The sequence below is a fragment of the Stenotrophomonas sp. 107298_Sma genome (genome assembly GCF_056480345.1).
The window spans coordinates 3,363,466-3,376,447 of sequence record NZ_CM151094.1 but is presented as its reverse complement, the minus strand read 5'-3'; the positions used below and the strand labels follow the sequence as shown (position 1 = coordinate 3,376,447).

At 66.9% G+C, this 12,982-nt stretch carries 8 protein-coding genes; 4 read left to right on the top strand and 4 right to left on the bottom strand.

Going from position 1 to position 12,982, the window contains the following annotated elements; translation table 11 throughout:
- Positions 1–125: 125 nt before the first annotated feature.
- The 3 genes from ACZK2G_RS15870 to ACZK2G_RS15860 form a co-directional block, all read right to left on the bottom strand.
- Positions 126–2,936 (bottom strand): TonB-dependent receptor, encoded by a 2,811-nt coding sequence (locus ACZK2G_RS15870; RefSeq protein WP_046983564.1) that lies wholly within the window; start codon positions 2,934–2,936, stop codon positions 126–128.
- 191 nt (positions 2,937–3,127) lie between these two features.
- Positions 3,128–3,784, bottom strand: coding sequence for an energy transducer TonB (locus tag ACZK2G_RS15865; protein ID WP_046983565.1), 657 nt, complete (start codon positions 3,782–3,784; stop codon positions 3,128–3,130).
- A gap of 217 nt (positions 3,785–4,001) precedes the next feature.
- Complete coding sequence (locus ACZK2G_RS15860; RefSeq protein WP_046983566.1) at positions 4,002–4,739, bottom strand: SIMPL domain-containing protein; 738 nt, start codon at positions 4,737–4,739, stop codon at positions 4,002–4,004.
- Between the two features lie 129 nt (positions 4,740–4,868).
- Here ACZK2G_RS15860 and ACZK2G_RS15855 point away from each other — a divergent pair, with 129 nt between their 5' ends.
- The 4 genes from ACZK2G_RS15855 to tldD are packed head-to-tail and all read left to right on the top strand — an operon-like array spanning position 4,869 to position 12,344.
- Entirely contained in the window at positions 4,869–5,477 is a 609-nt protein-coding gene (locus tag ACZK2G_RS15855) for a Maf family nucleotide pyrophosphatase (RefSeq protein WP_046983567.1), read from the top strand.
- Complete coding sequence (gene rng / locus ACZK2G_RS15850; protein ID WP_478473811.1) at positions 5,470–6,957, top strand: ribonuclease G; 1,488 nt, start codon at positions 5,470–5,472, stop codon at positions 6,955–6,957. The genes ACZK2G_RS15855 and rng overlap by 8 nt, the downstream gene beginning before the upstream one ends.
- A 30-nt stretch (positions 6,958–6,987) precedes the next feature.
- On the top strand, positions 6,988–10,839 hold the full coding sequence (locus ACZK2G_RS15845) for a YhdP family protein (RefSeq protein WP_136639647.1): 3,852 nt from the start codon (positions 6,988–6,990) through the stop codon (positions 10,837–10,839).
- Positions 10,840–10,898: 59 nt separating this feature from the next.
- Complete coding sequence (tldD, locus tag ACZK2G_RS15840; protein ID WP_046983570.1) at positions 10,899–12,344, top strand: metalloprotease TldD; 1,446 nt, start codon at positions 10,899–10,901, stop codon at positions 12,342–12,344.
- Between the two features lie 41 nt (positions 12,345–12,385).
- Here tldD and yjgA read toward each other — a convergent pair whose 3' ends face one another.
- The gene (gene yjgA, locus ACZK2G_RS15835) at positions 12,386–12,976 is read right to left on the bottom strand and encodes a ribosome biogenesis factor YjgA (RefSeq protein WP_012511756.1); all 591 of its coding nucleotides are present in this window, start codon (positions 12,974–12,976) and stop codon (positions 12,386–12,388) included.
- Between the last annotated feature and the right edge of the window lie 6 nt (positions 12,977–12,982).

Sequence of the window (12,982 nt, the reverse complement as noted above, 5' to 3'; positions counted from 1 at the left end):
GGCGATGATGCCGCGTGCACACGGTAGCCATGTGCTTGTGAACATGCCTGCAAGGGGCAGAACGACGAAGGCCCGGGCAGATGCCCGGGCCTGCGAAGGTACTGCGTTGACGGATGGCGCTTGTATTACTTGAAGGTGTACTTGGCACCGACGGTGAAGTAACGGCCCAGCGCACCAGAGAAGTGCATCGGGTTGTAATTCACACCGCCATATGTGGTCGGATCGAGAGGAGCAATGCGGTCGAATACGTTGGCCACGGAGGCGTTGAGTTCGAAGGCGTCGGTGATGTTCCAGCGCCCCGACAGGTCGAACGTAGTGAAGGAGGAGATCTTCGTCACCGGCGTGCCGTCTGCATAGAACGCCTGATACGTGCCGCCGCGCTTATCGGTGTTGTCCATCTTGCCGATGTAGTTGGCAACGCCGCTGACGCTCCACGGTCCCTGCCGCCAGGTGGTGCCGAAGTTGATCTTGTCCTTCGGCGTGCCGATGCAGTTGGTGACGTCGCAGTTGCCGTGGGTGCCGGCATAGTCGACGGTCTCAGTGCCTTCGGTTCGCTCGAACTTCAGGATGTGGCTCCACTGCAGATCCATCTCCAGCTGGCCCGGGCCGATGTCGAAGGTCTGGCGGATGTCGGTATCGATGCCGCGAACACGTGAAGAGTTGGCATTCACGTAGGCCGTGTTGACTGCGAGGATATTGCCGCTGTTGGCAACGCCGCCGATGTTGTTGATGTCACGCACCACGTTGCCGGCCCGGATCGCTGCCGTCGTGCTGCCCTGGGCGATTTCGTTGGTGCGCTTGATCTGCCAGGCATCGACGGTCAACGAGGTCGAGGACGTCGGCTGCAGCACGATGCCCACCGAGTAACTCTTGGATTCCTCCGGCTTCAGATCCTTGTTCGGGCGGGTGATGATCGCCACCGTGCGGGCGGTACATTCGTCGGAGTCGATGGCGCAACGAACCGGGTCGGATGCGTTCGAGAAAGCAGCCAGGCCACCGTCACCGTTTTCGGCAGGGTTCGGTGCGCGGAAGCCTTCAGCATAGCTGGCACGCAGTGCGATCCAATCGGCAGGAGTCCACTTCACGCCGAGCTTCGGCGTGGCCTTGCCTTCACCGCTTTCGTACTTGTCGTATCGCAGGGCACCGGACAGTTCCAGCTGTTCCAGCACAGGTGCGGACAGTTCGACGTAACCGGCATACACGTTCTGGGTGCCATCGTAGGCCGAGTAACCCAGGCCGATGATGTCACCCGTGTCGGTGTAGGTCTGCGGGGTCAGGCTGTTGCTGGTCTTGCGCCATTCTGTGCCGATTGCCAGGCCCAGTGGACCACCCTTCAGGTCCATCAGGCTGCGCGACACGGTGAAGTCGAACATGTCCAGGCCGGATTTCGCACGGGCGCTGATGGTTGGTGAGATGTAGTCGTACAACGCCTGCGAATTCAGATTGGCATTGTCGCCGATGCGCCACACGCCACCTGCGCAGTTCGGATTGCCCAGTGCGCACTGCACGGCGCTGTAGCGCAGGAAACCAGTGCGCTTGTTGACCAGGTCGGTCGCCGAATGCAGGTAGGCGGTGTCGTAGCTCCAGTCACCCCAGTTGCCCTTGACACCCACCAGGAAACGGTTGAACTCGTTGGTGTTGTTGGTCACGCGCGGACCGACATCCCAAGCCGAATAGCGCAGCCTCGAGGCCTGGCCGGGAATCGGGTTGTCAGGATGGTTCGGGCCGAGCACGGTGGCTTTGGAGCCACTGTTCGCGGTGACGACGCCGCCCGGATAGCCCCAGGTACCCGCAGCGCCTGACGGGGTGTTGCTGAAGATCGTTTCCTTCTTCGAGTAGCCGATCTCCGTGTAGATCTCGCCGCCTTCGCCGAAAGCGAAGCTGGCACGGCCGAACACGTTGATGTACTTCTCTTCGGGAGTCAGGTCGCGATACTGCTGCGCCGGATCCCACAGGCAGCCTTGCGCCTGCGCGCTTGCATCCGTCTGGCCCGGAATGGTGGTGAGGTTCGCACAGCCCGGCAGCGCAACCAGGAAGGCAGGATTGTCCTTGGTTACATTGCGGTCGTCGAAGACCGAACCATTGGGGCCGACGCCGCCTGCCGTGCCCTTGGACAGATACGCGCCGCCCAGGAACTGCGAATCGGCTGCGTCGTAGCCCCACGGACGTGTGTCGCCGGTGCCGATCCACTTGCGGTTCTTTCGATCGCTGATCTTGATCGCATCGGTCTTGCCGACGTCCAGGCTGAAGAACGCGTTCCAGCCATCGCTGGCCAAGTCACCGGTGCCAGCAGTCAGGGTCGCCTTCTTGGAATCTCCATCGCTGTCGCCGGACAGGCCATAGGACGCACGCAGGATGGCGCCTTGGAAGTCACTGCGCAGGATGATGTTGACCACGCCGGCGATGGCGTCGGAGCCATAGATCGCCGAGGCGCCGTCCTTCAGAACTTCCACGCGTTCAACGGCATCGAGCGGAATGGTGCTCAGATCGGTGAACACTTTCTGACCATCGTCGGCCAGGCCGTAGGTGGCCATTCGGCGTCCGTTCAACAGGACGAGCGTGGAACCCGCACCCAGGCCGCGCAGCGAGATGCCGGCGCCACCACCTGCGAATCCGTTGCCGAAGGTCTTGGGAATGGAACCCGCGCCGTCTGCGGTGATGGTCTGCAGATACTCGGCAAGGGTGGTCTTGCCGGTACGGTCGATTTCCTGGCGGGTCACCACCTGCACAGGGGACGGTGTTTCAGTGTTGGTACGCGGAATGTTCGAACCGGTGACCGTGATCCGGTCCAGGTTGGTGGCCTTTTCCTGCGCGAAGGCGGAGGTGGAAGCCACGGCGCCAACCAGCAGCAGGGTGCCGCCGGTAAGGATATGGGTGATGGACGATGCCAGGGTGCAGCGGCGGCGGCTGGCGGGCCGTTGGATCGGGTGTTTCACAGCTTCTCTCCTAACTGGAAAACCTTAGCGTTGAGGGCTGTCTCCGGAAGGTTCCGGGACGGACCAATCTAGGTTTCCGACAGGTGACGAAGTCGTGAATTTTTGCTTAATTGATAACAGTTGATCCTGTTCCGTCCGTACCCGCCCGGACGGAAGGGCCGGCCCGGCAGATAGCCGGGCCGGCGATCACGTCAGTCCGGCAGCGAGAACTGTACCGGCACCATGCCGATGGCCGGCACGGCCACGCCATCACGCTGGGCCGGCTCGAAGCGCCAGTGCCTGAGCACTTGCTGGCGAGCGGCCTGGTCCAGGCTGCGCGAGCCACTGCTGCGCTCGATGCTGACTGCCACCGGCTGGCCGCTGCGGTCGACCTCCACCCGCAGCAGCACCGTGCCCTGCTCGTGGTTGCGCAGCGCCGGGGCCGGGTAGGTCGGCGGCGGGGCGCTGCGGTACTGCAGCTGGGCACCGGCCAGCGGTGTGGAGCTGTCGATGCTCGCTGCCACCTGCACCGGCGCAGGCTCGGCAGCAGGCAGGATGATGCCCTGTGCCTCCTCGGCAGTGGCGGTGGGAGCGGGCAATGGCGTGGGCACGGTCTGCTGCCGTGGCTCGGCCTTGACCTGTACCTGTTCCGGGTTGGTGGGCGGCTTGGGCGGCTCCGGTGGTCTGGGCTGTTCCTTCGGGATCAGCCGCACCGTGGTGTTGTCGCGGGGCAGTGCGGTGACGGCGTGGTAGGTCGCCGGGATCAGCAACATCAGCAGCGCGATCAGATGCAGGGCGATGGCCGCGCTCCAGGCGGCAACGCGGGCGGGGTCGAAGTGCGGGGATGCAACGGGATACGTACGAACCATGGTCCACCTCCATGCCAGTGACGAAGTCCTCAACGCACCAGGGCCGATCACGGGGTTGCCGCACGCGGCTGGCAGTGCATCAGTAGCGCGGCGCGGCGGCTACTGCCTAGAGGCAGGGGGGCGATCGTTGGGCTGGCCTTCAGCCAGTGCCGGCCGCGGGCATGAAAAAAGGCGGATCCCCTGCGGGATCCGCCTTTGTCGGCAATGACGAACTGGATCAGCGACCCAGTTCGAACACCACATCCAGGTTGACCGAGACGGTCGACTCGCCCGGCGCGACCGGGGTGGCCTTGTCCATCGCTGCGCCGGCCGACATTGCCCGCATCATCGGCATCGGGCGATAGCCGCCGCCGGCATTCTCGGAAATGCTGACGATGCGACGGACCTGCAGGCCCAGCGACTTCGCATAGGTCTGGGCGCGGGCCTGGGCTTTCTTCAGTGCGGCCAGGCGGGCTTCGTCATAGACCGGTTCCGGCTGGTCGATCTCGAAGCTGGGGCCATTGATCTGGTTGGCGCCCTGCGCCGCCAGTGCGTCCAGTACCTTGCCGAGCTTGGCGATGTCACGCACCTTCAGGCTGACCGTGTTGCTGGCCTGGTAGCCGGTGATCTTCGGTGCTTCGTTGTCGGCATAGCGGTACTGCGGGTTGAGGCTGACGCCGCTGGTCTGCACGTCACGCTCGGCAATGCCGGCAGCCTTGATCGCGGCCAGCACCTTGTCCATCTGCTGGGCGTTCTGGCGCATCGCGCTGTTGCCATCGGCGGCCTGGGTGACTACGCCGGCCGACAAGGTGGCCACGTCCGGCACGCGGGTGGCTTCGGCGTTGGACGAGATGTTCAGCAGGGTGCCTTCGGCCGGGGCGGCGATCGACGGCGACGACGGGGCAGCATGGGCGGTCATCGAGGTTCCAAGGGCGAGGGACAGGGCGAGCAGCAGCGGGGTGGCGGTCAGGCGCATGGGATCTCCTTGTTGTGGGGTGAGGGTGGTGTCGTAGCGATGAACGCGTTGTGAGCCTGTTCGGGGTTGGAAGCGTTCCGCGAGGGGTTGCCGACGATTCAGGTGGCGGCCTCAGGTTATGCTGTGCCGATGCTCTATCTTGCTTCCCGCTCCCCCCGACGCAACCAGCTGCTGGCCCGACTCGGACGCCCCTTCCAGGCCCTGGACCTGGAGGTCGTCGAGCAGCGCGCGCCCGCTGAAAGCGCCGAACAGTATGTCTGCCGGGTCGCTGCCGACAAGGCACGTGCCGGCCTGGCCCGGGTGCTGGCCGATGACCCGCAGGCGCGGGTGCTCGGCTCGGACACCGAAGTGGTGCTGGACGGCGAGGTGTTCGGCAAGCCGGCCGATGCTGGCGACGCGCGGGCGATGCTGGCGCGGCTGGCCGGGCGTACCCATCAGGTGATGACCGCGGTGGTGGTGGTCGGCGCGGAAGGACTGGACAGCGAGCTGGTCGTTTCCGAGGTGACCTTTGCGCCGATCGACAGCGCCGACATCGCCGCCTACGTGGCCACCGGCGAGCCGCTGGACAAGGCCGGCGCCTACGCCATCCAGGGCGGTGCCGAGCGCTGGATCGAACATCTTTCCGGCAGCTACTCCGGTGTCATGGGGCTGCCACTGCTGCATACCGATCGTCTGCTGGCGCGCTGCGGCGTGCCGGCCACAACTGCTGATGCCGCCAGGGAGGCTGCCGATGTCTGAGGAAATCCTGGTCAATGTGACCCCGCGCGAGACGCGCGTCGCGGTGATCGAGAACGGCATGCTGCAGGAACTGCACATCGAGCGCGGTTGGCGCCGGGGTGTGGTCGGCAACATCTACAAGGGCAAGGTGCAGCGGGTCATGCCGGGCATGCAGGCGGCCTTCGTCGAGGTCGGGCTGGAGCGCGCCGCGTTCCTGCATGCCAACGACGTGGTGCGGCCGGCCCCGGTGGCCAGCGCCGATACCGAGAACACCACCCTGCCGCCGCCGTCCAGCGTGCCGATCGTCGAGCTGCTGCGCGACGGCCAGGACATCGTGGTGCAGGTGGTGAAGGACCCGATCGGCACCAAGGGCGCCCGCCTGACCACGCAGATCAGCATTCCCTCGCGCTACATGGTGCTGCTGCCGCAGTCCAAGGTGGTGGGCGTGTCGGCGCGCATCGAGGATGAAGGCGAGCGCGCGCGGCTGAAGGCGCTGGTGACCGAGCTGTCGGCCCAGCACGGTGGCTACGGCTATATCGTGCGCACCAATGCCGAAGGCCAGCCGGCCGAAGCCATCGCCGAGGACGTGGCCTACCTGTCGCGGGTCTGGAACGTGGTCGAACGTCGTGGCCGCGAGGCGGCCTCGTGCAGCAACATCTATGAAGACCTGAGCCTGCCGCTGCGTTCGGTGCGCGACCTCATCCGCAAGGACGTTGACAAGGTGAAGGTGGACTCCAAGGAGACCTTCGCCCAGTTGCAGGCCTTCGTGGCCAAGTACATGCCGGTGCTGGCCGAGAAGATCGAGCTGTACAGCGGCGATCGTCCGATCTTCGACATGTTCGGGGTGGAGGACGAGATCGGCCGCGCGCTGGACAAGCAGGTGCCGCTGAAGTCCGGCGGCTACCTGGTGATCGACCAGACCGAGGCGATGACCACCATCGACGTCAACACCGGCTCGTTCCTTGGCCAGCGCAACCTGGAAGAGACGGTGTTCCGTACCAACCTGGAGGCCGCGCAGGCGGTGGCCAGGCAGCTGCGGCTGCGCAACCTGGGCGGCATCATCATCATCGACTTCATCGACATGGATGATCCCGAGCACCGCCGCCAGGTGCTGCGCACGCTGGAAAAGGCGCTGGCGCGCGACCATGCCAAGACCACGGTGTACGACTTCTCGCCGCTGGGCCTGGTGGAGATGACCCGCAAGCGCACGGTGGAAAGCCTGGAGCGCCAGCTGTCGGAAACCTGCCCGCAGTGCAGTGGCCGCGGCACCATAAAGACCACCGAAACGGTGACCTACGAGATCTTCCGCGAGATCACCCGAGCGGTGCGCCAGTTCGATGCCGCGCGCCTGCTGGTGATTGCCTCGACCAAGGTGGTCGCGCGCATCACCGACGAAGAGTCTTCAGCAGTGGCCGAGCTTGAGGAGTTCCTCGGCAAGAGCATCCGTTTCCAGGCGGACGAGCAGTACCTGCAGGAGCAGTACGATGTGGTTCTGCTCTGATCAACGCCGGCAACGCGCCGGCCGAGGCCGATGAGCGCGCCGCCGCGCCTGCGACTGCGAAGGATCCGCCGTCATTTCATTGCCGCCTGTGCGGTCGGCCTGGTCGGGCTTGCGCTGCTGGTGGGAACGCTCAGCCAGCTGCTGCCGCTGGCCGAGCGCCATCCTGAAAAGATTGCTGCGTGGCTGAGCGAGCGTGCCGGCCAGCCGGTCCGTTTCGATCAGTTGCAGACCGCCTGGACCCGGCGTGGTCCGCTGCTGCAGCTGAAGGGCCTGCGCATCGGTGCAGGGCAGGGCCTGGCTATCGGCGAGGCCGAAGTGCTGGTGTCGATGTACAGCGGCCTGCTGCCGGGCCGCTCGCTGACCGAGCTGCGCCTGCGCGGGCTGGCGCTGGACCTGCAGCAGGGCGAGGACGGGCGCTGGTCGGTACGCGGCCTGCCCCGATCCGACAGCGGTGGTGATCCATTGGACGCACTGCGCCGGTTGGGCGAGCTGCAGGTGATTGGTGGTCGTCTGGGCGTGCATGCGCCTGGCCTCGGCATCGACACTACGCTGCCACGCATCGATCTGCGCCTGCGCGTCAACGGCGAGCGTCTGCGGGTGGGCGTGCGGGCCTGGGCCCAGACCGATGCGCTGCCGCTGACCGCGGTACTGGACGTAGACCGCGCAGGCGGCAACGGTCAGGCCTGGTTGGGTGCCGACCCGGTCGATTTCCATGCCTGGTCGCCGCTGCTGGCGGCCGGCGGCATTCGCCTGCGCGAGGGCAAGGGCGAACTGAACCTGTGGCTGACCCTGCGTGATTTCGCACCGGTGGCGTTGACCACCGATTCGGACCTGCGCGACGTACGCATCGACGGCGCGCCGATGCCGGAGCTGGCTGCACCGCAGCTGCAGCTGCAGCGCCTGCAGGCACGCCTCCGCTGGCAACGCCAGGCCGACGGCTGGGCGCTGCAGGTCCCGCGCCTGCGCTTGAAGACGGAAGAGGGCGAGCAGCAGCTCGATGGCCTGCAGCTGCAGGTCGGCAAGCAGCTGCAGATGAGCTCCGGTGAAGTACAGGCCGGTACCGCGCTGCGCGCACTGGCGCTCAGCGACCGCCTTGACCCCGGCCTGCGCCGCTGGCTGTTCCTGTCCAAGCCGCAGCTGGACGTCGCAGAGCTGCAGCTGTCCGGCGAGCGCGATGGCCCGTTGTGGGCACAGGGCGAGCTGCAGTCGCTGGGCTTTGCCAGCGTCGGTCATTCGCCTGGCCTGCGTGGCCTTGGCGGACGCTTCGAGGGCGATGCCAATGGCTTCAGCCTGCAGCTGCAGCCGCAGCGCCAGTTGCAGTTCGACTGGCCGACCGGCTTTGGCGTGCGCCATGACCTGCATCTGGCCGGCCAGGTGGTGGGTTGGCGCGACGAGGGCGGTGGCTGGCGTATCGGCACTGCGGCGATGCGCGTGGAAGGCACCGACTACGCCGCTGACGTGCGTGGCGGGGTCTGGTTCCAGGGCGATGGCACCCGGCCGTGGCTGCAGTTGGCCGCGAAACTGGATGATGTGCCGATGATCGCGGCCAAGCGCTTCTGGATCCACTCCAGAATGAGCAAGGGCGCTACCGACTGGCTGGACATGGCGCTGGCCGGTGGCCAGGTGCGTGGCGGCATTGGTCTGGTCAGTGGTGACCTGGACGACTGGCCGTTCGACAACAATGACGGCCGCTTCGAAGCCACCGGCCACATCACCAACGGCGATATCCGCTTCCAGCACGACTGGCCGCTGATGAGCCAGGTCGACGCCGATATCGCCTTCATCGGGCCGGGCTTCGACATGCGTGGGCGCGGTGACCTGGCCGGTGTGGCCGTGCAGAAATTCGAAGCGGGCATTGCGGACTTCGGCCAGCAGCCGCTGTACGTGCGCGCCGACACCCAGAGCGAGGCAGGCAAGCTGCTGGCGATGCTGCGGCAGAGCCCGCTGCACAAGGATTATGGCGACACCCTGGACAACCTGACCGCGGCGGGCCCGGCGCATGTGACCTTCGACCTGCTGCAGCCGTTGCACCACGATGAAGGTGGCGGCCACCTGCAGGGCACGGTAGATCTGGCGGGGGTGAAGCTGGTCGACAAGCGTTTCCAGCTGACCTTCGACAACATGCAGGGGCAGGCGCGCTACGGCAACGGTGGTTTCGGCGCCGAGGAACTAGCGGTGCGTCATCTCGGCCAGGACGGTCGCCTGAGCCTGCGGGCCGGCGGCTATGTGCACGACAGCAAACTGGCCTTCGAATCGCAGCTGTCGGCCAACCTCGACGCTGGCGTGCTGATCGACCGCGCGCCGGAGATGGCCTGGCTCAAGCCCTACATCAGCGGTGTCTCGCCGTGGACCATTGCGGTCAACCTGCCGAAGGTCGCGCCCGGTGCACCGGCCCCGCCCAGCGAACTGCGGCTGAGCTCGGACCTGGTCGGCACCCGTCTTGACCTGCCGGCGCCGCTGGACAAACCCGCCGGCGAGCCGCTGGCGACCACGGTGGCTGCGCAGTTGCCGATGGGCGCCGGCCGAATCGATGTAGCCTTCGGCCAGCGGCTGGCCCTGGCTGCGCGCAGCCACAACAACCGCACCGGCGTGCAGGTCACCCTGGGCAGCGATCATGTTGACCGGGAGCCCCCACCGAGCGGGCTGACCGTCAACGGCCGCAGCCCGACCCTGGACGCGCTGGAGTGGATCAGCCTGGCCCGTGGTGGTGGCGACGATGATGCGATGCCGCTGCGTGCGGTGGATGTGCAGGTCGGCAAGCTGATGCTGATCGGCGGCGTCTTCGAACAGACCCGGCTGCAGCTGCAGCCCGGCCCGCAGGCACTGGACGTGCGCCTGGATGGACCTACGTTGGCCGGCCGTTTGACGGTACCCAACGCCGAGGGCGGCACCATCAGTGGCCAGCTCGACCGAGTGCACTGGCAGTCGCTGCCGCCGTCCCCCGGGGCTGCCGCGCCGGCGCGGGTGCAGGCCGGTGCCAATGACATGGACCCGGCCAAGCTGCCGCCGTTCGCGCTGGACATCGCCGACCTCAAGTTCGGCAAGGTCGTGCTCGGCCAGACGGTGCTGCGCACGCGGCCGCTGGGCAATGGCCTGAACGTGGATGAGCTGCGCTTCCGCGCGCCGGACCAGGAAATCGACATCAGCGGCCGTTGGCTGGGCCGCAGTGGTGGTGCGCGCACTGAACTGACCGCGCAGGTGCGCAGCGAAGACCTCGGTGGACTCATGCAGAACCTCGACTACGGCGGCCAGCTGCGCGGCGGCTCGGGTCGGGCGCAGTTGCAGGCGTCGTGGAGCGGCGGTCCGTCGGACTTCCAGCTGGGCAACCTGCAGGGCACACTCGATCTGCATGCGCGCAACGGCCAGCTGCTGGAGCTGGAGCCGGGTGCCGGCCGCGTGCTGGGACTGCTCAGCGTCACCCAGCTGCCGCGGCGCCTGATGTTCGACTTCCGCGACTTCTTCTCCAAGGGCTTCGCGTTCAACCAGATCGACGGCAGCATGCAGTTCGGCCAGGGCATGGCACGTACCGACAAGGTGTTGATCGAGGGCCCGGCGGCGAACATCACCATCCGCGGCCAGGCCGACCTGCGCAACCAGCAGTTCGACCAGACCATCGACGTCAACCCGCGTGCCGGCAACCTGCTGACCGTGGTCGGTGCGGTGGCCGGCGGGCCTGTGGGCGCTGCGCTCGGTGCCGCCACCAATGCGGTATTGTCCAAGCCACTGGGTGAAATCGGCGCCCGCACGTACAAGGTGACCGGTCCATGGAAGGAGCCGAAAGTGGAAGTGATCGAACGCAGCCGCGACAAGACTCCGCCGCCCGCGCCGAAGCCGGCGCCGGCCATTCCGCCGACCGTCACCGACCTGCCGCGCTCGCGCTGAGCGTGGCCCTCCTGTTCACGGGGCTTGCCTGAGCGCCCCCGCATCCCCAGATCGAGACCATGACTGATACCGCCCTGACGCTTGCCCAAGACCGCCTGTTGCGCCCCGGTGGCCTGGATACCGCTGGCCTGGAGCGCACCTTCGGCCAGTTGCTCGGCCCTGGTGTCGACTTCGGCGACCTCTATTTCCAGCACGCCCGCCGCGAGAGCTGGAGCGTGGAGGACGGCATCGTCAAGGACGGTGCCCATTCCATCGAGCAGGGCGTGGGCGTGCGCGCGATTGCCGGGGAGAAGACCGGCTTCGCCTACTCCGATGACATCCATGCCGACGCGCTGCTGGCGGCGGCGCAGTCGGCGCGTGCGATCTCGCGTGAAGGCGGTGCCCAGTCCGGGCGTTCGCTGCTGCGCGGCAACGCGCGCGCGCTGTACCCGACCCTGGACCCGATCGACAGCCTGGGCAACGAGGCCAAGGTCGAGGTGCTCAAGCGCCTGGACGGCTACCTGCGTGCCGCCGACCCGCGCGTAAAGCAGGTGATGGTCAGCCTGTCCGGCGGCGTGGACACCGTGCTGGTGGCCCGCACCGACGGCGTGCTGGGCGCCGACGTGCGCCCGCTTGTGCGCCTGAACGTGCAGGTGATCGTCGAGCAGAACGGCCGCCGTGAATCGGGCTATGCCGGCGGCGGTGGCCGCTATGGTTATGCCGAACTGTTCGCCGAGGGACGTCCGGAAGCGTTCGCCCGCGAGGCGCTGCGCCAGGCGCTGGTGAACCTGGACGCGGTGCCGGCGCCGGCCGGTGTCATGCCGGTGGTGCTCGGGCCGGGCTGGCCCGGCGTGCTGCTGCACGAAGCGGTCGGCCACGGCCTGGAAGGTGACTTCAACCGCAAGGGCACCAGCGTCTACGCCGGTCGCATCGGCGAGCGCGTGGCTGCCCCGGGCGTGACCATCGTCGACGACGGCACGCTGGACGGCCGCCGTGGCTCGTTGAACATCGACGATGAAGGCCACCCGACCCAGTGCACCACGCTGATCGAGGACGGCATCCTGGTTGGCTACATGCAGGACAGCCTCAATGCACGGCTGATGGGCATGGCGCCGACCGGCAACGGTCGCCGCGAATCATTCGCGCACCTGACCATGCCGCGCATGACCAATACCTACATGCGCGCCGGCCAGCACGATCCGCAGGAGATGATCCGGTCGGTGAAGAAGGGCCTGTATGCCGTCAACTTCGGTGGCGGCCAGGTCGACATCACCAGCGGCAAGTATGTGTTCTCGGCCACCGAGGCCTACCTGATCGAGGATGGCCGGATCACCGCGCCGGTGAAAGGCGCGACCCTGATCGGCAACGGCCCGGAAACCATGCAGAAGGTGCGCATGGTCGGTAACGACCTGGCCCTCGACGAAGGCGTGGGTATCTGTGGCAAGGACGGCCAGAGCGTACCGGTGGGCGTCGGCCAGCCGTCGTTGCTGATCGAAGGCATCACCGTCGGCGGTACCCAGGCCTGAACCGGGCGATGGCCAGCGCCACCGCCAGGCCCGGCGGGGACTCAGTCCTCGTCGCTGGCGTCGGCCGTGTCGTCGGCCTCGACCTCGTCGTCGCTGGCCTTCAGGCCCAGCGCGGCCGGCAGCATCAGCGTACGCAGCACCTGGAAGATCTCGCGGTAGGCGCGCGGCGGCTTGTTCTTGGCCTTTTCGGCCTGGGCGTTGCGCACCAGCGTGCGCAGCTGCTGGCGGTCGGCCTGCGGGTAGTCATCGAGCAGGGCGGCCAGCGCCTTGTCGCCCTCGGCAAGCAGGCGCTCGCGCCAGTCTTCGGCACGGTGCATCATCGCCACTTCGCGGCGGCCGGTCTCACTGTTGGCATCCAGCGCATCGCGGATCGCATCCAGGGTGGCATCTTCTTCGCGGCGCATGTGCTTGGCCAGGAACGCCAGCTGGCGCTTGTGGGCGATGTGGGCGGTGATCCGCTTGCACTCGGCGATGTGCGGCAGCAGGTCTTCCGGAACCGGCAGGCGCGCCAACTGGGCCGGGGTCAGCGACACCAGCTTCTCGCCCAGGGCCAGAACGTCGAGCGCGTCGCGCCGGTTCTGGCTGCGGCTCTTGTCGTGGAATTCACCGGTTTCTTCGTCGCGTCCGCGCATCGTCCA